Below are 20,767 nucleotides of genomic sequence, written 5' to 3' on the forward strand. Positions count from 1 at the left end.
GGATCTAGCTCTGCGGCCGGCGGTCAAGGATACGTCTGGCCTTGCCGGCCGAACGCTCGATGCCGTCGGGGTCGCGGATGATGACGCGCGATGTGATGCCGATGGTGTCCTTGATCGCCTGCTCCAACCGGTTGGCGGCGGCCTGACGGAGGTCTGACGCAGAGAATTCGGGACGGGCCTCGACGTGAATCTCCATCTCGTCCATGCGACCGCTACGCGTCAACACGATCTGGTAATGCATCGACAATCCAGGGATGGTCTGCAGCTTTTCCTCGATCTGGGTGGGAAACACATTGACGCCGCGGAGGATGATCATGTCGTCGGTTCGGCCGGTGACCTTCTCCATGCGTCGCATGGCGCGCGCCGTGCCGGGCAGCAGGCGGGTGAGGTCGCGCGTCCGGTAACGGATGATCGGCATTGCCTCCTTGGTCAGCGATGTGAACACCAGCTCGCCTTCCTCGCCGTCTGGCAGCACCTTCCCGGTATGCGGATCGATCACCTCCGGATAGAAATGATCCTCCCAGATATGCAACCCGTCCTTGGTCTCCACGCATTCGCTGGCGACGCCCGGGCCCATCACCTCCGACAGGCCGTAGATGTCGACGGCATGAAGATCGAAGGCTTCCTCGATCTCCTCGCGCATCGCATTGGTCCACGGCTCGGCACCAAAGATGCCGATTCGCAGCGACGACTTGCGCGGATCCAGGCCCTGCTTCCGGAATTCATCCAGGATCGCCAGCATGTAGGATGGCGTGACCATGATGATGTCCGGCTTGAAATCGGTGATGAGCTGCACCTGCCGTTCGGTCATGCCGCCGGAGATCGGGATCACCGTGCAGCCGAGACGTTCCGCGCCGTAATGCGCGCCGAGACCGCCGGTGAACAGGCCGTAGCCATAGGCGTTGTGCAGTTTCATGCCGGCGCGTCCGCCCGCGGCGCGGATCGAGCGAGCAACCACATCGCTCCAGGTGTCGATGTCGCGCTTGGTGTATCCGACGACGGTGGGCTTGCCGGTGGTGCCCGACGAGGCATGGATGCGCGCGACCTGCTGCTCGGGTACGGCAAACATGCCGAACGGATAGTTGTCGCGCAGGTCGGCCTTGGTGGTGAACGGAAATTTCGCCAGATCGTCGAGACTCGTGAGATCGTTTGGATGAATGCCGGCGGCGTCGAACTTGCTGCGGTAATGCGGCACGTTGTCATAGGCATGGCGCAGTGACCATGAGAGTTGCTTCAGCTGCCAGGTCCGCAGGTCTGCGGTGGCGGCGACTTCATAGCGGTCCAGTTCGGTCGGCTCGGGTCTGAGCTGGTCCAGCTTGCGCAACGGCATTTGAAACATGGAAACCTCCCGAATCTGCTTTTTATTGAGCTAGGGTGGAATTCGGCGGCAGCAACTCGCCCGAAATGGTGCGCGAGTGGCCGCGGAATTCGGCAACGACGACGTTCTTGCTGTCACGCACCGTGACATCGTAGATGCCACCACGCCCGGCCTTCGAGCGTTCGATGGCATGGGCGGTGAGCGTCTCGCCGGCAGCAACAGCGCGGATGAATGTCACGGCGCATTGTTGCGCGACAGCGCGCTGATTGTAGCTGTTGCAAGCGAAGGCGAAGGCCGAGTCGGCGAGGGTGAAGATGAAGCCGCCATGGCAGATGTCGTGACCATTGGTCATGTCCGGCCGCACCGTCATGGCGAGCACAGCTTCGCCGGGCGCGACTCGCTGGATCGACATGCCCAGTGCCTTGCTGGCGCGATCATCGTGCCACATCGCGGCGGCACAGGCCTGAGCCATGGTCTGTGCGGCTGCGCCGGATCGAGCCTCACGCGACTCCATCACTGCCTCCCGACAAAGCGCGGTGCGCGCTTTTCCATGAAGGCGGTGACGCCTTCGAGATAGTCCGGCGTGCGACCGGCCTGTCCCTGCAGATCGCATTCGAGGTCAAGTTGCTGGTCGAGACTGTTGGTCTCAGAGGCGTCGAGCGCCTGTTTCATCAGCGCAAGTCCAGTCGTGGGCTGGGTCGCAAAATGCGCGGCGAGACGATGCGCCTCGGTCATCAGGTCGGCGTCATCCACCGATTTCCAGATCATGCCCCAGGCTTCCGCCTGGTCCGCGGGAACGGGTTCGGCGAGTAGTGCGAGCGCCCGGGCCCGCGCGGTGCCCACCAGTCTCGGCAGGATCCACGTGCCGCCAGCATCCGGGACGAGGCCGAGCTTGGCGAAGGCCTGGATGAATTTCGCGGAGCGCGCGGCGATCACGATGTCGCAGGCGAAGGCCACATTGGCGCCCGCGCCGGCCGCGACGCCGTTGACGGCACAGATCACCGGCATCGGCAGGCTGCGCAATTTGCGAACCAGCGGATTGTAGTAGGTCGCAATAGTAACGGAGAGATCCGGTGTTTCACCCGGCGTGAAAACGCCGTCGGAAAGGTCCTGTCCGGCGCAGAAACCGCGGCCCGCGCCGGTCAAAAGCAGGGCCCGGCAAGACGTGTCGGTTTCCGCAGTCACCAGCGCCGCCATCAGTTCGGCATGCATTGCAGCGCTGAACGAGTTAAACCGGTCCGGCCTGTTGAGCGTGAGAACGCGATAGCCTTCGCGGATATCGGTCGTGACGAGGCTCGTATCCACCGCTTCCTCCCTATTGTTGCTTCGTCGTTATTTTTCGGCTCTGCGCCGTTGTGAAGCAGACGTTACTATTGACCAACCGTCCGGTCAATTATAAAAGTCGATCCGGGATTTGGTGCCATCGCGCGCGGTTTGGCCGCTAGGATGCACGCAAAGCGCCGGGCACGCTCAAAAATGGGCGGCTATCACAAGGGAGGAAACGAGATGACGTGCCACTCGCATTTCAAGAGCCTTGCTATTGCCGCAGTCATCGCGCTGCCGCTGTCGGGACTGTCCGTCTACAGTCCGGCGCTCGCACAGCAGACTGTCAAGATCGGGTCGGTGTTGTCGGTCACAGGCCCTGCGTCGTTTCTCGGCGAGCCCGAAGACAAAACGCTGCGCATGTATGTCGACAAGATCAATGCTGCTGGCGGCGTAGCCGGCAAGAAGATCGAACTCGTCATCTATGATGACGGCGGCGACGCCAACAAGGCGCGCACATTCGCCACCCGTCTGATCGAGGACGACAAGGTGGTCGCGATGGTCGGAGGCTCCACCACTGGCACCACCATGGCGATGGTGCCCGTGTTTGAAGAGGCACAGGTCCCGTTCATCTCGCTGGCGGGTGCGATCGAAGTGGTCGATCCCGTGCGCAAGTTCATCTTCAAGACGCCGCACACAGACAAAATGGCGTGCGAGAAGATCTTCGAAAATCTCAAGCAGCGTAATTTTACTAAGGTCGCGATGATTTCCGGCACCGACGGCTTCGGCGCTTCGATGCGGGCCCAATGTGTCAAGGTCGCCCCGACCTATGGCGTGCAGATCGTCGCCGAGGAAACCTATGGCCCGCGCGACAGCGACATGACGGCGCAGCTCACCAAGATCAAGGGCGTTGCCGGGGTGCAGGCCGTGGTCAATCCCGGTTTCGGACAAGGGCCCGCGATCGTGACGCGCAACTATGCGCAGCTGGGCATGTCGGCGACCCCGCTGTATCAGAGCCATGGCGTGGCATCGAAGAGCTTCATCGAACTCGCCGGTCCAGCTGCGGAAGGCGTACGGCTTCCGGCCGCGGCGCTTCTGGTCGGCGACAAGCTGCCGGACGGCGACCCGCAGAAGAAGGTCGTGGTCGACTACAAGCAGACCTTCGAGGCGACGGCCAAGCAACCGGTCTCGACCTTTGGCGGTCATGCATATGACGGCCTGTACATCATGGTCGAGGCGATGAAGCGCGCCAATTCCACCGACGCCAAGAAAGTGCGCGACGAAATCGAGAAGACCAAAGGCTTTGTCGGCACCGGTGGCATCGTGACCATGTCTCCGACTGACCATCTCGGCCTCGATCTATCCGCATTCCGCATGCTGGAAGTGAAGGGCGGCGACTGGACCCTGTTGCCACCCGGTACCTGACGTCACAACCGGCGATCTCCGCGACACGCATGGTCGTGCGCGGGGATCGACCGCTCTCGCTCCACGCAGAACAGATTGTAGTGGCAATGAAAGGCTGTTGGCACGCATGCCCGAGTTTTTTCAATTCCTGGTCTCGGGCCTGACGATCGGCGCCGTCTACGCCCTGGTCGCACTTGGCTTTACCCTGGTCTACAACGCCTCCGACGTGGTGAATTTCGCCCAGGGTGAATTCGTCATGCTGGGCGGAATGGTCACGGTGTTCGTTCATGCGGCCGGTGTGCCGCTGCCGCTTGCGGCGCTGGTCGCGGTCATCGTGTCGGTCGTCCTTGGCCTGTCGCTGTACTGGCTCGCAATCGCGCCGGCCCGCGGTGCGTCGGCCGTGTCGCTGATCATCATCACCATCGGTGCGTCGATCCTGCTGCGCGGTGCGGCGCAGATCGTTTTCGACAAGCAGTTTCACAAGCTGCCAGCATTCTCCGGTGATACGCCGGTGCAGATGCTGGGCGCCGCGGTTCAGCCGCAGAGCTTCTGGGTGATTGGCGGCACGGCTGTGATGGTTCTGCTGCTCTACGTCTTTCTAGAACGAACCCTGCTCGGCAAGGCCGTACTCGCCACATCGGCCAACCGGTTCGCCGCACGGCTTGTCGGCATCAACACCACGACCATCATGGCGCTGGCTTTCGGCGGCTCGGCCGCCATCGGTGGTGTTGCCGGCATCCTGATCACGCCGATTACCCTGACGAGCTACGATGTCGGCACGTTGCTGGCGCTGAAGGGCTTTGCTGCGGCCATGCTCGGCGGCATGGGCAATCCGCTCGGTGCTGTTGCCGGCGGGCTGCTGCTCGGGCTGCTCGAAGCGTTCGGCGCCGGTTACATCAGTTCGACCTATAAGGATGCGTTCGCCTTCATCGTGATCCTCGCAGTGCTGTTCGCCGCGCCCCAGGGGCTGTTTGGCCGCCGCACCATCGAGAGGGTCTAAGCGATGCTTGCAGCCCTCCGTCACCGCTATGGAATTCTGCTCGTGCTGGCGATCGTCATCGCCGCCCTGCCGCTGGCATTTCCGTCGAGCTACTATTTCCGGGTCGCGTCATTGGTCTGGGTCTCTGCCTTTGCGGCGATCGGCCTGAACATCCTGATGGGCAAGGCCGGGCAGGTCAGCCTCGGCCATGCCGGTTTTTTCGGGATCGGCGCCTATGCGGTCGCGATCGGCCCGACGCATCTTGGCGTGCCGTCGCTGGCGGCGCTGCTGCTCGGCTGCCTGCTGTCGGCGCTGCTGGCCTTCCTTGTCGGGCGCCCGATCCTTCGCCTGAAGGGGCACTATCTCGCGATCGCAACGCTCGGCTTCGGTGTGCTGGTGGCACTGGTTATCACCACAGAAAGCCGCTGGACCGGTGGTCCGGATGGCATGTCGGTCATGAAACTCACGCTGTTCGGCTGGCGCGCCAGCGGCTCGGATACCTGGTATTGGATCACGGGCGGGCTGCTGTTTGCCGGTACATGGATAGCGCTTAATCTCGATGAGACGCCGACCGGGCGCGCGTTTCGCGCGCTACATGACAGCGAAATCGCTGCCAGGGTGACTGGCGTCAACGTCAATCGTTTCAAGCTGCAGGCCTTCGTCATTGCAGCGGTCTACGCCTCACTGGCGGGCTCTGCGCTCGCGCTGATGAACGGCTTCGTCAATCCGGATCAGGCCGGCTTCCTGCATTCCATCGAACTCGTGACCATGGTCGTCCTCGGCGGTCTCGGCTCGGTGCTGGGCAGTATCGTCGGGGCGGCGGTGCTGATCATGCTGCCGCAGATTCTCACCGTGTTTCAGGAATACGAGAACCTGATGTTGGGTTTCATCATCATCGTATCGATGATCTTCATGCGCGAGGGCATCGTGCCCGTGCTGTCGAAATTCATGATGGGGCGGCGCGCATGACCATTCTCAAAGTCAGCGACATCGGCATCTCATTCGGAGGCCTCAAAGCCATCGACGGCGTCGGCTTCTCCGTAGAGGCTGGTCAGATATTCTCCATCATCGGGCCGAATGGTGCCGGCAAGACCACATTGTTCAATGTGATCTCCGGCATCTACGAGGCCAGTCAGGGCCGTATCGAACTGGCAGGTCAGGATGTCACTCGCCTCGAACCCGATGCGCTGGCGGCGCGGGGCCTGTCCAGAACATTTCAGAACCTGCAGATATTCCAGCGCATGACCGCAGTGGAGAACGTCATGGTCGGCCGTCATCTGCAGGAAAAGTGTAATCTGTTCGCGGATCTGTTCCGGCTGCCATCGGTGACGCGCCAGAACGAGGAGACGCGCGAGGCCGCGCTTGCTTTCCTGGATGAGGTTGGCTTGCGGGACCAGGCCGATACGCCGGCGGGCGCGCTATCCTATGGGGCCTGCAAGCGCCTTGAGATCGCACGCGCGCTGGCTGCCGAGCCGCGTGTGTTGTTGCTCGACGAGCCGGCGGCAGGCTGCAATTCAGTGGAGACCGAGGAGATCGACCGGCTGATCTGTCGGGTGGCCGCGAAGGGCATCGCCGTGGTACTGGTCGAGCATGACATGAAGCTGGTGATGAAGATCTCTGATCGAATCCTGGCGCTGGAGCGGGGGCGGCCGCTCATCGAGGGCAGTCCGGGCGAGGTGCGCGCGAACCCGGCCGTGCTTGAAGCCTATCTCGGCAAACATGGCGCACGGGAGGCTGCCCGTGCTTGAGATATCCAATCTGCGCAGCCGCTATGGACGTATCGAAGTTCTTAAGGGCATCAGTCTCGACGTGCAGACCGGCGAAGTCGTTGCGCTGATCGGTTCGAACGGCGCAGGAAAGACGACGCTGCTGCACGCGCTATCCGGAGTTCAGCCGATCAGCGACGGCCAGGTGACGTTTCTTGGTGAACGCATCGACGGCTTGCCTGCCCATCGCCGCGTGGCGCGCGGCATTCTCCAGTCGCCAGAGGGGCGGCAGATATTCGGCCCGCTCACCGTGGAGGATAACCTGCGGCTCGGCGCCTATCTGCGGCGCGACAAGGACATCGCCGAAGATCGCGACAGGATCTTCGGCATGTTTCCAATTCTGGCCGAGAAGCGAAATCAAATAGCAGGGGGTTTGTCAGGCGGACAGCAGCAGATGCTGGCCATCGGCCGTGCTTTGATGGGCAAACCGAAGCTGCTGCTGCTAGATGAACCTTCACTCGGTCTGTCACCCCTGCTTGTCGATCAGATATTAGCGGCCATTGTTTCGTTACGTGCCCTCGGCATGACCGTATTGCTTGTTGAGCAGAATGCCATGGCAGCGCTTGAAATCGCTGACCGCGGTTATGTGATTGAAACCGGCCATATTGTCCTTGCCGGACCCGCATCGCAATTGCTGTCAGATCCCAAAGTAAAAGCGGCTTATCTCGGCTTGGAATAACGTAGGTATGGCCGCTTGTGGCGCAAAGTGGACACCCAGGGTGTCAATGCGAGCAGTAATTCATCCACTGGCCGTCACCGTCATCGCTCACGCCATCATACTGTGGGACAAACAGGGGTTCGTCGTGTCGGTGGTCGCGTATGATTCCCCCCTGGGCACCATGTTATTGAAGAGATCTTTCCCTTCATTAATTTAAGCGCCGTCAGTGTGTTGCGCTTGCCCGACTGCCTACAAGGGTACGCAACAATGCTGTTTCGGTGGTACGTCCTATGAAGCGGAAAAGCTCGCATTCTGCCTATTTCGCGTAGCGCATTCCGGCCGACATAAAGCATCGGGTTCGCAGTGTCCGTACCTGACCCACTGCGAACTTAGAAATTAGAGACTGCTTCGCAGTGTCGTCAGTTGGCTTGCTCGAGTCTTGAGCATCGACCGCTAGCCTAGCATTTGGGTGTCGCCGCAGATCGAAATAGCCTGGCCCGAGATCGTACGTCCGCGTGGGCTGGCCAGGAACAGGATCTGGTCGGCGATCTGTTCCGGTGTGACATAGTCCTTGATTGACGTATAGGAGAACGCTGTTTTCTCCATCTCCGCAAAGGAAATGCCGCGCTGCTGCGCCTTGGCTTCCAGCACGCGGCGCTGGCGATCGCCGGCGACGAGGCCGGGCAGGATCGCGTTGACGCGGATGTTGTCGGGGCCGAGCTCGATGGAGAGCGATTTCGTGAAGCCGATGACGCCCCATTTCGCTGCGGCATAGGGCGAGCGCATCGCGAAGCCTACGCGGCCAGCCGCCGAGGACAGGTTGACGATGGAGCCGTTGCTGCTCTGGCGCAGCAGCGGTACGGCGAGGCGCGTGCAGTTGAACTGGCCGGTCAGGCAGATGTTCAGGCAACGATCCCAGTCATCGGGATGCATCTCCTCGACCTTGGCGGTCGGGCCTGCGACGCCGGCATTGTTGACGAGGACATCGAGGCCGCCGAGTTTGGCTGTTGCCTCATCGAACAGCCTTTGAACTGACGGACGATCAGCAACGTCGCAATGGGTCTGGGTGATTGTGGGATCACTCGCTGTGAGTGCGGCAAGAGCAGCCTGGTCCACATCGCAGACATGAACGCGTGCGCCTTCGCCGGCAAAGGCGCGGGCGATGGCGAGGCCAATTCCGTTGGCGCCCGCGGTAACGATGACGCGCAAACCCTTGATGTTGAGATCCATGGTGGCTCCGGGGACTTTGTGAGGACTAGGCGGAGAGGCCGCCGCGCGACAGGATGAAATTGGCAGCGCTGGTGATATCGGCAGCGATCCCGACTTTGGCAGCTTCGGCATCACCGATCTCGATCGCCTTGCGAACGTCCGCATGAAACCGAATGGCTTCACCCTTGGCGAGGCGATCGGGATTGCCGCGCAGATCGAGATTGATGACGGGGCCAGCCTTGAGCCAGAGCGCACGGATGATCTCGACCAGGATCGGCGACTGCGCGGCCTCGTAGACGGCAAAGTGAAACGTCTTGTTGAGTTCGACGGCGCGCGGCAGGTCGGGTGCCTTCATTTCGCTTTCCGCGCGCATGGCCGCTTCTGCGATCGCGATGGAAGCGAGATTGCGGTCTCCACGTAGTCGCGCTGCCTCTGCTGCGGCATGACCCTCGATAGCGATACGTACCTTCGTCAGATCGCGAAACTGCGTGGCCGACATCACGGGCACGCGCACGGCACGGTTTGCCGCGACTTCCAATGCCTTGTCGGCGACGAGGCGGGACACCGCTTCGCGCACCGGCATGATCGACACGCCGAGCACTTCGGCGGCCGTACGCAATGACAGCTTTTCGCCAGGCGCGAGCCTGCCCGAGATGAGCAAATCCGCCAGTTGCGCATAAGCGCGCTCGCCCAGCGTCTGGCGGTCGAGCGGCTCCACAAGGGTCAGCGCAGTCGGCAGGTTCAACGCGGTCTCCGGGTATCGTCGCGAAATTACAGGGAGGGACTCGACAAAGTCCCCGTCTTTTGCAACTCTAACTGTGATCACAGATCACGGCAAGCGGACAAAGCCCTCTCAACAGAAGAGTGCGGCGCCTGCCGGAGGGGAAACAGCCGCGCCGCGCGGCCGTATCAGGGAGACGAATCTGATGTCGAACACCAATCAATTCACGCGCCGCAGTCTGCTGAAGACCGCGGGCGGTCTCGCACTTGCTTCCGGCCTCTCTGCGCCATCGATCCTCAGTGCGCAGACCTCCGATGTCATTCGCATCGGCCACCTCACGCCGCGTACCGGCTTTCTCGGCCCGCTCGGCGAATATGGTGTGATGGCCATCGATCTCGCTGTTGAGGAGATCAATGCCGCTGGCGGCATGATGGGGCGGAAGGTTGAACTGCTCAAGGAGGACTCGATCAATCCTCAGACGGCCTCGACCAAGGCGGAGCGCATGATCGAGCGCGACAAGGTCGCTTGTATCATCGGCGAAATTTCTTCGGCATCGTGTCTGACCATCGCGCAGGTCGCCACGCGCAACAAGACGCTGTTCATCAACACCGGCGGAAATTCCGATGCGCTACGCGGCAAGGACTGCCAGCGCTATATGTTCCACGTCGAGTCGCAGAACTCGATGTATGTAAAGACGGTCGGCCGCTCGTTCCTGCGCGATGGTCTCGTGAAGGGCAAGAAGTGGTATTCGCTCACGGCCGACTATGCCTTCGGCCATGACCTGTTGAGCGTCTCGAAGCGCTTCATGCAGGCCAATGGCGGTAATTTCGCTGGCGACGACCTGGTGCCCACCGACGCCACGGACTTTTCTGCCTATCTGCTCAAGATCCGCGAGGCCAAGCCTGATCTCGTGGTGATCAATCTTGCCGGCAACCAGATCACCAACTTCCTCAAGCAATATGCCGAATTCGGTCTGACTTTCCCGGTCGGCGGTTTCGGCTTTGACACGGCTCTGGCCTGGGCTGCAGGGAAGGGCAATTTCGTCGGCACCTGGCCTGTGGTCTGGCACCATCTGCTGGACACGCCCGGCAGCAAGGCCTTCGTCGCGGCCTTCACCAAGAAGTACAACAAGCCGCCGGAGAACCAGGCCTGGGGCGACTACATCGCCACCAAGATCGTGGCGCAGAGCATCAACGAGCTGAAATCGGCCGAGTCGCCGAAGATCATCGAGCATTTCGAGAAGGGCGCGAAGTTCGATCTGCTGAAGACACGTCCCGGCTACTTCCGCGCATCGGATCATCAGCTGATGCACGAAATGTATGCGGTGACGGCGCTGCCTGCAGACAAGATCAAGAACCAGTGGGACATCTTCTCATCGAGCCCGGCCGTCCCGGGGCCGGATGAACCGCTCGAAGTGATTGCGTCCACCGCGGAAGAGAACGTCTGCAAATTCCCGAGCTAGCAACAATGTCGGCGTTTCGCCTTCGGGCGAGACGCCGACATTCTGCTCGCGAAGTTACTTTCGTCTCGTCCTTCCGACCCCTGTCAGATGCGCATCAGCGCGCGACTGCGGAGCCCATATCATGTCCGCCATGTTGCTCACCCAGCAGATCCTCAACGGACTGCTTGATGGTGTCTATTATCTTCTGATTGCGCTCGGCCTGTCGCTGATCTTTTCGCTCGGCGGCATCGTGAATCTCGCGCATGGCGCGTTCTATGCGATTGGCGCCTATCTTACCCTTGTCATTTCGCCCTATCTCGGCTTCGGTGGTGCATTCGTCGTGGCCCCCGTTGTCGTTGCGTTGCTCGGCGTTGTCATCGAGCGGACGTTGTTCCGGCGCTTCTATCGGTCAGATCCCATTCTCTCGCTGCTACTGACTTTCGGGCTCGCGATGGTCGCCGAGCAGGCCTTGCGTATGATCTTCGGCGCGCCGCCTTTGTCGTATTCGATCCCGCCAGCGCTGCGCGGTCAGGTCGCGATCGGAAGCTTCATCTATTCGTTCTATCGCGTGGTGTTGCTCGGCATTGCCGTGGCCTGTGTGGTCGGGCTCTGGGTGCTGCTGCAGAAGACCTCATTCGGCCGTGTGGTCCGGGCCGGCGTGCAAAATCCGGACATGGTCGGAGCGCTCGGTATCTCGCTGCAGCCCTATATGTCGGTCGTCGCAGCCCTGGGTATTGGTCTGGCGGGACTCGCGGGCGTGTTGCTGGCGCCGATCTATTCGATCCATCCGGCGATGGGGCAGGAGATCATCACCCCCGCCTTCGTGGTGGTCGTGATCGGTGGCCTCGGCTCGTTCTGGGGCGTGGTAATCGCTGCGCTGCTGGTCGGATTGGTCAAGGGCGTCATGGTCGGCATCGGCTATTCGGCGGCGTCCACGGCGGCGATCTATTTGTTGATGCTTCTGGTGCTGCTGTTCCGGCCGCGCGGCTTGTTCGGCGAACGCATCATGCGGTTCGAGTAAGGCGATGCCAATGTTGAATCGTCTTCCCGTTCCATTGCTGATCGCGGGCGTCGGCTTGCTCATCCTGCCGCCGATCTTGCTGGCGCTCGGATTGACCGTGACGTCGGCGACGGAGATCGTCGTCTTTGCACTGGCCTGCATTGCCCTGAATATCCTGGTGGGGCACACCGGTCTCGTCTCGTTCGGTCATGGCGCCTGGTTCGGCCTTGCGGCCTATGCTGCAGCGCTGATCCAGCGTAACTGGATGCCGAATTCATTCGTCGGGCCGACGCTGCTTGCGCTTGTCGTGGTGGCCATCACGGCGGCTGCCTTCGGCTACCTGATCCTGCGCCGCCGCGGCGTGTATTTCTCGCTGCTGACGCTGGCGCTCGCGGCCATGCTCTACAGCGTCTCGTTCCGCTGGACTGACGTCACCGGTGGCGAGAACGGCCTTGGCGGCATCACCCGGCCGGCACTGCTTGGCTTCGACCTCGATACGGGTGCGACCTATTATTGGTTCGTGGCGCTGATCGCGTTTCTCGTGCTGATCCTGCTGTGGCGTTTCCACAATTCCACGGTCGGTTCTGTGCTGGTGGCGATCCGCGAGAACGAACAGCGCGCGCGCTTCCTCGGTTATCCCACCAATCGCTACAAGCTCGCCGCCTTCGTGCTGTCGGCTACCATCACCGGGCTGGCCGGCATTCTGCTGCTCTACAAGAACCGTATGACGTCGGCGGATCCCATTTCGGTGGCGTTCTCTGGCGAGCTTCTGGCCATGGTCGTGATCGGCGGCATGCGTAGCTTCCTCGGGCCGGCGCTCGGCGCGCTGTTCTTCATTCTGTTTCGTGAATTTCTCGGCATCTACTCCGAGAACTGGTTGTTCTGGTTCGGCTTGGTCTTCGTCGGCTTCATCATCTTCTCGCCCACCGGTCTGATCGGTATGGGCGAGCGGCTGATCGCGCCATTCCGCAAGAAAGTGGAAGAAGACGCGGCAATGTCGGCGCGGCGCATCGAAGTGCTACCACTGCCGGAGTTTTTGCGACCGAAGTCGTCAGTCGACGGAGCGGTACTCGCTGCCAGCCATATCGTGAAAAGTTTCGGTGGCATCAAGGCCGTGCAGGGCGTCGATATCGCCATCGCCGATCGCACGCTGCATGCGCTGATCGGCCCGAACGGTGCCGGCAAGACCACGGCGTTCAATTTGCTGTCGGGTATGTACAAGCCGGATCAGGGAAGCGTGTCGCTGATGGGCATGCCTATCGCCGGCCATACACCGGAAGATATTGCAAGGGCCGGCATTGGGCGTTCGTTCCAGATTACCAACCTGTTTCCCGCGCTCAGTGTTGGCGAAAATATCCGCCTCGCGGTGCAAGCACGGCATCCGCGGCGCTTCGATCCCGTGACCAACGCGCTATCGATTAGCGCAATCAACGCGGAGACCGATGCGGTGATCCGCTATCTCGGCCTCGCTGGAATCGAGAAGGCAGAGGCAGGCATGCTGTCTTACGGCGGCCAACGCCTGCTCGATATGGGCGTCGCGCTGGCTACAGCGCCGCGCGTCCTGTTGCTTGACGAACCGCTTGCAGGCCTCGCTGCTGCCGAACGTGAACGTATCGGTGCGATCATCAAGCGCATCTCGACCGATTTACCGGTCCTGCTGGTCGAGCATGACATCGATCGGGTGTTCCAGCTGGCCGACCACGTCACCGTCATGAATGAGGGACGCGTATTGCTGGATGGCTCTGTCGAAGAGGCGCGGTCCAGCCCGAAGGTGCAGGAAGTCTATATCGGGTCGGGCACGACGGCTGTGGCTGCGCGCCCCCGCGAGACCGCGGCGGGGGCGAAGCCGCTGCTGACGGTGAAGAATGTCGATACGTTCTATGGCAAGAGCCATATTCTCAACGACGTCAATTTTACCCTGCACGAGAACGAGATCATCGCACTGCTCGGGCGCAATGGCGCGGGTAAGTCGACCTTGCTCAAGTCGTTGATCGGGATCGCGCCGGCATCGAATGGCTCTATTCAACTGGCAGGCAGCGAGTTGATCGGCCTGTCGTCTGCGGAAGCTGCGCGGCTCGGCATCGGTTACGTACCACAGGGACGCGCCTTGTTCGCAGGCATGACCGTCGAGCAGAATCTCGAACTTGGTGGTCTCAAGCGACAGACTGGCAATGGTGTGCATTGGACTCGCGAGCGCATCTACGACTATTTCCCCCGCATTCGTGAGCGTCTCGACAGTCCCGCCGATTATCTGTCAGGCGGCGAGCAGCAGATGGTAGCCGTGGCGCGCGCATTGTCGGGCGACGTCCGCGTCTTGTTGCTGGATGAGCCATTCGAAGGATTGGCGCCCGCGGTCGTGGAGCAGTTGTTTGAAACCTTTGACCGGCTTCGCAAGGAAATTGCCATCATCATCGTCGACCATAATCTCGATCTGGCTTTGGCTTTGTCCGATTCGACGGTGGCGCTGGAACGGGGCAAGGTCATTCATCAGGGGCCGTCGAAGGCCCTGCGTGACGATCTCGATCTGCGCCGCAAGGTGCTGTGGCTGTGAGAACATCAATGACACTGAACAATCGACATGTAGCGATCGTCGGCGTTGGCTTGATCGGACGCGCCTGGGCCGCGATTTTCGCGCGCGCTGGATGGACCGTGCGGCTGACAGATACGCATCGCCCGACGCTGGATGCTGCGCCCGGGCTTATTCGCGATGAACTGCATGCGCTCGCCCGCCACGGACTTGCCAATGACCCCGACGGCGCCGCCGCGCGCATCTCGATAGCGGAAAGTCTGGCCGATGCGGTGAAGAACGTTTCCTTCGTACAGGAGAATGGCCCGGAGAACGTCGATCAGAAGATCGCCATCTTTTCCGAGCTGGATCGTCTTGCGCCTCCGGATGCACTGCTCGCATCATCCACCTCGGCAATCGTCGCCTCTCGCTTCACGGAAGCGCTTCCGGGGCGGGCGCGCTGCCTCGTCGGTCATCCCGTCAACCCGCCGCATCTGGTGCCGCTGGTCGAACTATGCGGCGCATCCTGGACCTCGCAGAAGACTATCGACCGCGCGCGTGAGATCTATCGCGAGATTGGGCAGGTCCCCGTGACCGTCAACCGCGAGATCAACGGTTTTATCCTCAATCGGCTGCAGGGCGCGCTGCTGGCGGAAGCGTTCCGTTTGGTCGGCGAAGGCTATGTCTCCGCTGAGGATCTCGATCACACTGTGAAGGACGGTCTCGGTCTACGCTGGTCGTTTCTGGGCCCGCTGGAGACCATCGAGCTCAATGCGCCCGGCGGCATCCCCGATTACTGCGCGCGCTACACCGGTTTCTACAAAGAGCTGGCCGCTGCATCGGCAGGACCCGAGGTTTATCAAAGCCCGAATGTCGACCGGGTGATAGCGGCCTGGCCGCATCAGCCGTCGCCCGACCGGATTGCGGGGCTCACACAGCAACGAAACGAACGCCTCGCTGCGCTGGCGGCCCACAAGGCCGCGCAGGGCGGAAAATCCTGACTACACTATCTCTTAACAGCAAGACGGAGACTGACATGAGCCGCAAAGTCATCATCACCTGCGCCGTGACGGGCGCTATTCATACGCCCTCGATGTCCAAAGCATTGCCGGTGACGCCGCAGGAAATCGCCGACGCTGCCGTGGATGCGGCGGAAGCCGGCGCCGCCATCGTGCATCTGCATGCGCGCAACCCGAAGACCGGGCAACCCGATCAAAATCCCGAAGCCTTTGCGCCGTTTCTGAAGATCATCAAGCAGCGCACCAATGCGGTGATCAATCTGACCACTGGCGGTGCGCCCACCATGACGGTGGATGAACGCGTACGGCCTGCCGCGGTCTACAAGCCGGAAGTGGCGTCGCTCAACATGGGCTCAATGAATTTCGGGTTCTTCGGGATGCTGAACCGCTTTAAGAAGTTCGAACATGATTGGGAATTGAAGCACCTGCAGAACAAGGACATCGTGTTCCGCAATACATTCCAGGACATTGAGTATGTGCTGAAGACGCTGGCGGAGACGGGTACGCGCTTCGAGTTCGAATGCTACGACACGGCGCATCTCTATAATCTGGCCTACTTCCTCGAACAGGGGCTGGTGAAGCCGCCGCTGTTCATCCAGACGGTGTTCGGTTTGCAGGGCGGTACAGGTGCACATCCCGAAGATGTGCTGCACATGAAGCGCACGGCGGATCGGTTGTTCGGCGACAAGTATGTCTGGTCGGTGCTCGGCGCCGGTCGCAATCAGCTACCGATCGCGGCGATGGCCGCGGCCATGGGTGGCAATATCCGCGTCGGTCTGGAAGACTCGCTGTGGGCGGCGCCAGGTCGCATGGCCTCGTCGAATGCCGAGCAGGTCACGCTCGCGCGCAAGATCGTCGAAGGCTTGGGTCTTGAGATCGCGACCCCGGATGAAGCGCGCGAGATGCTTGATCTGAAGGGTGGAGACAAGCTGGAGGTCTAAGCTATCCCTGGAGGAGGCGGACAGTGCAAGAGATGTCCGCCTGCTCTGCTTTGGGGGAACCCTGCTGGTGAATGCCCGCTTCTGACACAAAGTCGACGTGATGGGTTACCGCTTTTGGCGCAAAGCGGACATTTGGCGCGCTGGACGTTGCGGGGATCGCATACTTTATCGTTCATGAATTTGGCATTTCTCAACCAAATCTCTCCGTATGATTCTGTTCACCATCCGCTTTAGGGAAGCGAAGAGCCGCATAAGAGATGCTGTGCCATGTTCGAAGATCAACTTCGACAAGGAGGCGTCAATGGCCCTTATCATTATGCCGTTTTTGGTGACCGCAGCGGCTGTCGGTATGTTTGTCCTGGCGACCGAGCGCACCGATGACAAACAATGCAGTTAGGCGCGGGGCTGGTCAGATTTAGAAACTTCCGGCTGATCGGAGAGCAGCTGAACAGCTTGCGAGATCAACAAAGCTACATCGCTTAGATCCAGGCGTTGGGCCCGGCCTCGCATGATGTGCAGATCGTTTTTCAACAGAATAAGTTGAGCGCGGCGAGAAACATCATGCATCTTGGGTTCCCTAGCGTGGGAACCGCCCAGCTTCATTATATGGAATGTGGAATAGCGCCGAATTACTGCACATGAATGTTCAATGCATCCCATATGACGTCAGATCTGTCATGCAACTCGCTCCGGTCTGATCACTCGCTTGTTATCGTTTGGGCGTAGTCGCTTCTGGATTTGGCCGAATTGATAAGGAACGTCGGGGGCGTTTGCCGGTATGTGAGTCCGCCCTTGTTCAAAGCGAAGGGGCGCAAACCAGAATCACGCTGGCTCAATTAATCAGATCCAACGCTGGCTTATCGCGAGATCCTTGGTGGCTGTGTCGAGCGGCGCACGACGAGCAGGGGCGCTGTGACGACATAAGGCGCATCGCCGCGGACGCCTTCGATCAGGTCGAGCAGGAGTTGGCCGGTCTGTTCACCCATCTCGCGGTGGCTGATGCGGATCGTGGACAGCGGCGGATCCACCAGATCCACCAGCGGCATGTCGTTGTGACCGATCACTGACAGATCTTCTGGACATCGCCGGCCCGTTTCGCGCAACGCTTCATAGATGCCGAGCGCGAGGAGATCGTTGGCTGCGACGATGGCGGTGGCCTCAGGCTGTCGTGCGAGCAGTCTGAGTGCGGCAGCGTGTCCTGCCTCGCGCGTGAAGGCTTCAGCCTCTTCGATATCATTGTCGGCCGGCGCGAAACCGGCTTCGTGCATTGCCTCCAAGAAACCGCGGCGGCGAAGCGATCCGGTCGATAGCATTTGCGGGCCGGCGAGGTGGAGGATGTGGCGATGTCCAAGCTCGAGAAGATGCGCAACCGCGAGCCGCATGCCGGCCACATCGTCCGAGACCACCGAAGGCACACGCGCCTCAGCCTCCGCGCGATTGACAAGCACGACAGGGACTTTCCAACTCAGACAACGCTCGATCGAATTATCCTTGAGCGCGACATTCGCCAGCACGAGGCCATCCACGCGGCGCGCCACGAGCCTTTGAACGATGTCGTCGGTGCCCGTCCGTTGCGGTTGCGGGTCGGCGACAATTAGCGCGTAGCCGCGCGCCGATAGCACGTCTTCGAGGCCGCCGATGATCGGCGAGAAGACGGGGTTCGCGATGTCCGGGACGATGATGCCGACCATGTTCGAACGGCCACTGCGCAGACTCGCGGCCACCGTGTCCGGGCGGTAACCCAGCCGCTCCGCTGCTTCCAGAATCCGGCGCACGACCGGCTCGCCGATCCGTCCGCGGCGGGCAGGGTCGAGCGCGCGCGACACGGTGGAGGGGTGCACTCCCACCTCGCGCGCCACATCTTTGATTGTCGTCATCCCTGCCACGATCTCCAAACTAGCTGGTGCGGTTGACTTGCGCAATCGATTGCACTAAATGTGCAATCGATTGCGCAGCGTGGACAGCCAAAAAATCGCAATGTGAGGGAGTGTCGATGATCATCACGCGTCAGGAGGATGTGACCGACGTTGTGCTTGCCGCCATGAGCGGTGCGCCGAACGAGCGGTTGCGCACGGTCATGGCCGCTTTCGTTCGTCATCTGCACGAATTTGCCCGCGAGGTTCGGCTGACCGAGGCGGAATTCGAGTTTGCTATCGATTTCCTGAACCGCATCGGCCAGGCGACAAACGACACCCATAACGAGGGCGTGTTGTTCAGCGATGCAGTCGGGCTCTCGACATTGGTCTGCCTGTTGAACAACGGCCAGGATGGCGCGAGCGAGACCGCCGCAGCTTTGCTAGGGCCGTTCTGGCGGGCGAACGCTCCGCGCGTGGAGAATGGTGCCTCGATCTTGCGTTCGCCGACGCCCGGTGCACCGCTGTTCGTCGATTGCCGCATCACCGACGCGCTGGGAGCGCCGCTCCCGGATGTCAGCGTTGATGTCTGGCAGGCCTCGCCATCCGGAATGTACGAAAACCAGGACGCCGGTCAGGCTGACATGAATTTGCGCGGCGTGTTTGAGACCGATGCGAATGGCCGCTTCGCCTTCCGCTCGGTCAAGCCTGCTGGCTATCCGGTGCCGACCCATGGTCCGACCGGGGAGATGCTGGCTGCGCAGCGCCGGCATCCGTTCCGGCCGGCGCATTTGCATGTGCTTGCCTTCAAGCCAGGCTTCAAGACGCTGATCACGCAGATCTTTGTCGATGACGACGAGCATCTGGAGAGCGACGTCGTATTCGGCGTGACGCGCGCGTTGATTGGCGATTTCCGCAAGGGCGAAGGCGCGCCGCCAGCGCCAGATGTCGCTGGCGAATGGTTCAGCCTCAACTACACATTCGTCATGGAGCCCGGCGAGGCTGTGCTCCCGCATCCTCCCATCAAGTGAGCTCTCGATGTCGGATATTCTCGCGAACAAGGTAGCCGTGGTGATCGGCGGTTCGGGCGGCATCGGCGCCGCAGCCGCGCAAGCTTTGGCAGCCGAAGGTGCCCGTGTCGTCGTGACCTGGCGCTCCGGCGAAGCAGCCGCCAACGCGTTGCTGGCCGGCCTTCCGGGCGAAGGCCATCTCGCCAGACGCGCGGTAATCGAAGATAGCGCAACGCTGACGGCGCTCGCCGGCGAGGTGGAGCGAGCGTTCGGCCGCTGCGATATTCTCGTCAACACCGCCGGCTACACGAAGCCGATCCCGATCGGCGATCTCGACGCGCTGACCGACGAGTTCATCGACGACATGTTCAAGGTGAACTGGCGCGGCCAGTTCGCGGCCATCCGCGCTTTCGCACCGCTGCTCAAGGCGAGCGGCGACGGGCTTATCGTCAACGTTTCCTCGATTGCGGGGCTGAATGGCGTCGGCTCCAATCTGGCTTACGCGGCGATCAAGGCCGGCATCGACACCATGACCAAGTCGCTCGCGCGGGCGTTGGCGCCGACAGTACGCGTGATGGCGGTATCGCCGGGCGTGGTGGCCACTGACTTTGTGCCGGGCCGTGATGCGGCCGCGCTTGAAAAGGTCGCGGGGACCATTCCGCTCAAGCGTGTTGCGACGGCCGAGGATGTCGGCCGCGCAATCGCCGCCTGCGCCACCCACCTGACCTATTCCACCGGCTCGCTGATCGTCGTTGACGGCGGCCGAGCGTTGTAAGGAGAGATTGATGCGCCCGATGCTCGACAAGATCGTCATCACTTGCGCCGTCACCGGCAATCTGACGCGGCCGGACCAGACCCCGCATCTGCCAATCACGCCGGAAGAAATCGCCGACGCCTGCCTCGGTGCCGCAGAAGCCGGCGCGGCAGTCGCGCATATCCATGTGCGCGAGCCCGGCACCGGCGCGCCGTCGATGAAGCTCAAATATTATCAGGACGTCGTCGGACGCATTCGCGCGCGCAATCGCAACCTGATCCTGAACATCACCACCGGTCCCGGCGGTCGCTTCGTGCCTTCGCAGGACGATCCCAAGGTCGCCGCCGCCGGTACTACGCTGATGAACCCGGAAGAACGCGTCGCCCATATCACGGCGCTGAAGCCCGACATCTGCACGCTCGATCTCAATACCATGAATTCCGGCGGACAGGTGGTGATCAACACGCCCGGCAATGTGCGCCGCATGGCCAAGGTCATCCGCGCGGCCGGCGTGAAACCCGAGATCGAACTGTTCGATTCCGGCGATATCGCGCTGCTGCACGATCTCCTCGCCGACGGTACGCTCAGCGGCCCGGCGCTCACCTCCTTCGTGATGGGGGTGAAATACGGCTTCCAGCCGTCGCCGGAAACGGTGCTGTATGCGCGCGGTCTGCTGCCGCGGGATGCGCATTTCACGGCCATTGGCATCGGCCGCTCCACATTTCCCATGGTGGCGCAATCGGTGCTCGCCGGCGGTCATGCCCGCACCGGTCTGGAAGATGCGGTGATGCTCGGCCGCGGCGTACTGGCGCCGTCGAACGCAGTGATGGTGGACAAGGCACGCCGCATCATCGAAGAACTCGGCGCGCAGATCGCGACGCCTGCTGAAGCACGCGCACTGTTCGATTTGCCGGGCGCCGCATAA

Annotated in this window: 20 protein-coding genes; 13 read left to right on the forward strand and 7 right to left on the reverse strand. The window is 61.5% G+C overall.

Features of this window, described 5'->3' with window-relative positions:
* Nucleotides 1-4: 4 nt before the first annotated feature.
* Genes paaK through paaG form a run of 3 tightly spaced genes read right to left on the reverse strand, consistent with a single transcriptional unit; the run spans nucleotide 5 to nucleotide 2,623 of the window.
* Entirely contained in the window at nucleotides 5-1,339 is a 1,335-nt protein-coding gene (gene paaK / locus LPB73_RS03445; RefSeq protein WP_231079628.1) for a phenylacetate--CoA ligase PaaK, read from the reverse strand.
* 22 nt (nucleotides 1,340-1,361) lie between these two features.
* Nucleotides 1,362-1,832 (reverse strand): hydroxyphenylacetyl-CoA thioesterase PaaI, encoded by a 471-nt coding sequence (paaI, locus tag LPB73_RS03450; RefSeq protein WP_231079629.1) that lies wholly within the window; start codon nucleotides 1,830-1,832, stop codon nucleotides 1,362-1,364.
* The gene (gene paaG / locus LPB73_RS03455) at nucleotides 1,832-2,623 is read right to left on the reverse strand and encodes a 2-(1,2-epoxy-1,2-dihydrophenyl)acetyl-CoA isomerase PaaG (protein ID WP_231079630.1); all 792 of its coding nucleotides are present in this window, start codon (nucleotides 2,621-2,623) and stop codon (nucleotides 1,832-1,834) included. The genes paaI and paaG overlap by 1 nt, the downstream gene beginning before the upstream one ends.
* A 201-nt stretch (nucleotides 2,624-2,824) precedes the next feature.
* Between paaG and LPB73_RS03460 the strand changes: the two genes are divergently transcribed.
* From LPB73_RS03460 to LPB73_RS03480, 5 genes are all read left to right on the forward strand, one after another.
* Nucleotides 2,825-4,006, forward strand: a complete 1,182-nt coding sequence (locus tag LPB73_RS03460; RefSeq protein WP_231079631.1) for an ABC transporter substrate-binding protein — start codon at nucleotides 2,825-2,827, stop codon at nucleotides 4,004-4,006.
* A gap of 106 nt (nucleotides 4,007-4,112) precedes the next feature.
* A complete protein-coding gene (locus LPB73_RS03465; RefSeq protein WP_068734804.1) occupies nucleotides 4,113-4,985 on the forward strand; it encodes a branched-chain amino acid ABC transporter permease in 873 nt (290 codons plus the stop codon).
* Between the two features lie 3 nt (nucleotides 4,986-4,988).
* Complete coding sequence (locus LPB73_RS03470) at nucleotides 4,989-5,933, forward strand: branched-chain amino acid ABC transporter permease (protein ID WP_231079632.1); 945 nt, start codon at nucleotides 4,989-4,991, stop codon at nucleotides 5,931-5,933.
* Nucleotides 5,930-6,712, forward strand: coding sequence for an ABC transporter ATP-binding protein (locus LPB73_RS03475; RefSeq protein ID WP_231079633.1), 783 nt, complete (start codon nucleotides 5,930-5,932; stop codon nucleotides 6,710-6,712). Before LPB73_RS03470 ends, LPB73_RS03475 begins: the two co-directional genes overlap by 4 nt.
* Entirely contained in the window at nucleotides 6,705-7,409 is a 705-nt protein-coding gene (locus LPB73_RS03480) for an ABC transporter ATP-binding protein (protein ID WP_231079634.1), read from the forward strand. The genes LPB73_RS03475 and LPB73_RS03480 overlap by 8 nt, the downstream gene beginning before the upstream one ends.
* A 432-nt stretch (nucleotides 7,410-7,841) precedes the next feature.
* Here LPB73_RS03480 and LPB73_RS03485 read toward each other — a convergent pair whose 3' ends face one another.
* Together LPB73_RS03485 and LPB73_RS03490 are read right to left on the reverse strand one after the other, a co-directional pair.
* Nucleotides 7,842-8,618 (reverse strand): SDR family oxidoreductase, encoded by a 777-nt coding sequence (locus LPB73_RS03485; protein ID WP_184511583.1) that lies wholly within the window; start codon nucleotides 8,616-8,618, stop codon nucleotides 7,842-7,844.
* A gap of 25 nt (nucleotides 8,619-8,643) precedes the next feature.
* A complete protein-coding gene (locus tag LPB73_RS03490; RefSeq protein ID WP_231079635.1) occupies nucleotides 8,644-9,342 on the reverse strand; it encodes a GntR family transcriptional regulator in 699 nt (232 codons plus the stop codon).
* Nucleotides 9,343-9,523: 181 nt separating this feature from the next.
* Here LPB73_RS03490 and LPB73_RS03495 point away from each other — a divergent pair, with 181 nt between their 5' ends.
* The 5 genes from LPB73_RS03495 (at nucleotide 9,524) to LPB73_RS03515 (ending at nucleotide 16,225) form a co-directional block, all read left to right on the forward strand.
* Nucleotides 9,524-10,780 carry an ABC transporter substrate-binding protein gene (locus LPB73_RS03495; protein WP_231079636.1) on the forward strand — a complete coding sequence of 419 codons (1,257 nt, stop codon included), beginning with the start codon at nucleotides 9,524-9,526 and terminating at the stop codon, nucleotides 10,778-10,780.
* A gap of 121 nt (nucleotides 10,781-10,901) precedes the next feature.
* Nucleotides 10,902-11,780, forward strand: a complete 879-nt coding sequence (locus LPB73_RS03500; protein ID WP_068734877.1) for a branched-chain amino acid ABC transporter permease — start codon at nucleotides 10,902-10,904, stop codon at nucleotides 11,778-11,780.
* Nucleotides 11,781-11,790: 10 nt separating this feature from the next.
* Complete coding sequence (locus LPB73_RS03505) at nucleotides 11,791-14,310, forward strand: branched-chain amino acid ABC transporter ATP-binding protein/permease (protein ID WP_231079637.1); 2,520 nt, start codon at nucleotides 11,791-11,793, stop codon at nucleotides 14,308-14,310.
* Nucleotides 14,311-14,318: 8 nt separating this feature from the next.
* A complete protein-coding gene (locus LPB73_RS03510; RefSeq protein ID WP_231079638.1) occupies nucleotides 14,319-15,266 on the forward strand; it encodes a 3-hydroxyacyl-CoA dehydrogenase in 948 nt (315 codons plus the stop codon).
* Nucleotides 15,267-15,301: 35 nt separating this feature from the next.
* Nucleotides 15,302-16,225: a 3-keto-5-aminohexanoate cleavage protein gene (locus LPB73_RS03515; protein WP_231079639.1), complete on the forward strand. Its 924-nt coding sequence runs from the start codon at nucleotides 15,302-15,304 to the stop codon at nucleotides 16,223-16,225.
* Between the two features lie 393 nt (nucleotides 16,226-16,618).
* Here LPB73_RS03515 and LPB73_RS03520 read toward each other — a convergent pair whose 3' ends face one another.
* Both LPB73_RS03520 and LPB73_RS03525 read right to left on the reverse strand, forming a co-directional pair.
* On the reverse strand, nucleotides 16,619-16,792 hold the full coding sequence (locus LPB73_RS03520; protein WP_158596890.1) for a hypothetical protein: 174 nt from the start codon (nucleotides 16,790-16,792) through the stop codon (nucleotides 16,619-16,621).
* Between the two features lie 290 nt (nucleotides 16,793-17,082).
* Nucleotides 17,083-18,147 carry a LacI family DNA-binding transcriptional regulator gene (locus tag LPB73_RS03525; RefSeq protein ID WP_256461253.1) on the reverse strand — a complete coding sequence of 355 codons (1,065 nt, stop codon included), beginning with the start codon at nucleotides 18,145-18,147 and terminating at the stop codon, nucleotides 17,083-17,085.
* Between the two features lie 71 nt (nucleotides 18,148-18,218).
* Between LPB73_RS03525 and LPB73_RS03530 the strand changes: the two genes are divergently transcribed.
* From LPB73_RS03530 to LPB73_RS03540, 3 genes are read left to right on the forward strand one after another with little or no spacing between them, the layout of a single operon-like run.
* Nucleotides 18,219-19,109, forward strand: a complete 891-nt coding sequence (locus LPB73_RS03530) for a dioxygenase (protein WP_231079640.1) — start codon at nucleotides 18,219-18,221, stop codon at nucleotides 19,107-19,109.
* A gap of 7 nt (nucleotides 19,110-19,116) precedes the next feature.
* On the forward strand, nucleotides 19,117-19,863 hold the full coding sequence (locus tag LPB73_RS03535; RefSeq protein ID WP_231079641.1) for an SDR family NAD(P)-dependent oxidoreductase: 747 nt from the start codon (nucleotides 19,117-19,119) through the stop codon (nucleotides 19,861-19,863).
* Between the two features lie 19 nt (nucleotides 19,864-19,882).
* Entirely contained in the window at nucleotides 19,883-20,767 is an 885-nt protein-coding gene (locus LPB73_RS03540) for a 3-keto-5-aminohexanoate cleavage protein (protein WP_231081058.1), read from the forward strand.

This window comes from Tardiphaga sp. 37S4 (genome assembly GCF_021044645.1).
Lineage (GTDB): Bacteria > Pseudomonadota > Alphaproteobacteria > Rhizobiales > Xanthobacteraceae > Tardiphaga > Tardiphaga robiniae.

What these genes read in the sequence shown, in the direction of transcription:
- paaK (WP_231079628.1), bottom strand. Translation starts at nt 1,339, where the DNA reads ATGTTTCAAATGCCGTTGCGCAAGCTGGACCAGCTCAGACCCGAGCCG.
- paaI (WP_231079629.1), bottom strand. Translation starts at nt 1,832, where the DNA reads ATGGAGTCGCGTGAGGCTCGATCCGGCGCAGCCGCACAGACCATGGCT.
- LPB73_RS03460 (WP_231079631.1), top strand. Translation starts at nt 2,825, where the DNA reads ATGACGTGCCACTCGCATTTCAAGAGCCTTGCTATTGCCGCAGTCATC.
- LPB73_RS03465 (WP_068734804.1), top strand. Translation starts at nt 4,113, where the DNA reads ATGCCCGAGTTTTTTCAATTCCTGGTCTCGGGCCTGACGATCGGCGCC.
- LPB73_RS03470 (WP_231079632.1), top strand. Translation starts at nt 4,989, where the DNA reads ATGCTTGCAGCCCTCCGTCACCGCTATGGAATTCTGCTCGTGCTGGCG.
- LPB73_RS03475 (WP_231079633.1), top strand. Translation starts at nt 5,930, where the DNA reads ATGACCATTCTCAAAGTCAGCGACATCGGCATCTCATTCGGAGGCCTC.
- LPB73_RS03485 (WP_184511583.1), bottom strand. Translation starts at nt 8,618, where the DNA reads ATGGATCTCAACATCAAGGGTTTGCGCGTCATCGTTACCGCGGGCGCC.
- LPB73_RS03495 (WP_231079636.1), top strand. Translation starts at nt 9,524, where the DNA reads ATGTCGAACACCAATCAATTCACGCGCCGCAGTCTGCTGAAGACCGCG.
- LPB73_RS03500 (WP_068734877.1), top strand. Translation starts at nt 10,902, where the DNA reads ATGTCCGCCATGTTGCTCACCCAGCAGATCCTCAACGGACTGCTTGAT.
- LPB73_RS03505 (WP_231079637.1), top strand. Translation starts at nt 11,791, where the DNA reads ATGTTGAATCGTCTTCCCGTTCCATTGCTGATCGCGGGCGTCGGCTTG.
- LPB73_RS03510 (WP_231079638.1), top strand. Translation starts at nt 14,319, where the DNA reads ATGACACTGAACAATCGACATGTAGCGATCGTCGGCGTTGGCTTGATC.
- LPB73_RS03515 (WP_231079639.1), top strand. Translation starts at nt 15,302, where the DNA reads ATGAGCCGCAAAGTCATCATCACCTGCGCCGTGACGGGCGCTATTCAT.
- LPB73_RS03520 (WP_158596890.1), bottom strand. Translation starts at nt 16,792, where the DNA reads ATGCATGATGTTTCTCGCCGCGCTCAACTTATTCTGTTGAAAAACGAT.
- LPB73_RS03530 (WP_231079640.1), top strand. Translation starts at nt 18,219, where the DNA reads ATGATCATCACGCGTCAGGAGGATGTGACCGACGTTGTGCTTGCCGCC.
- LPB73_RS03535 (WP_231079641.1), top strand. Translation starts at nt 19,117, where the DNA reads ATGTCGGATATTCTCGCGAACAAGGTAGCCGTGGTGATCGGCGGTTCG.
- LPB73_RS03540 (WP_231081058.1), top strand. Translation starts at nt 19,883, where the DNA reads ATGCTCGACAAGATCGTCATCACTTGCGCCGTCACCGGCAATCTGACG.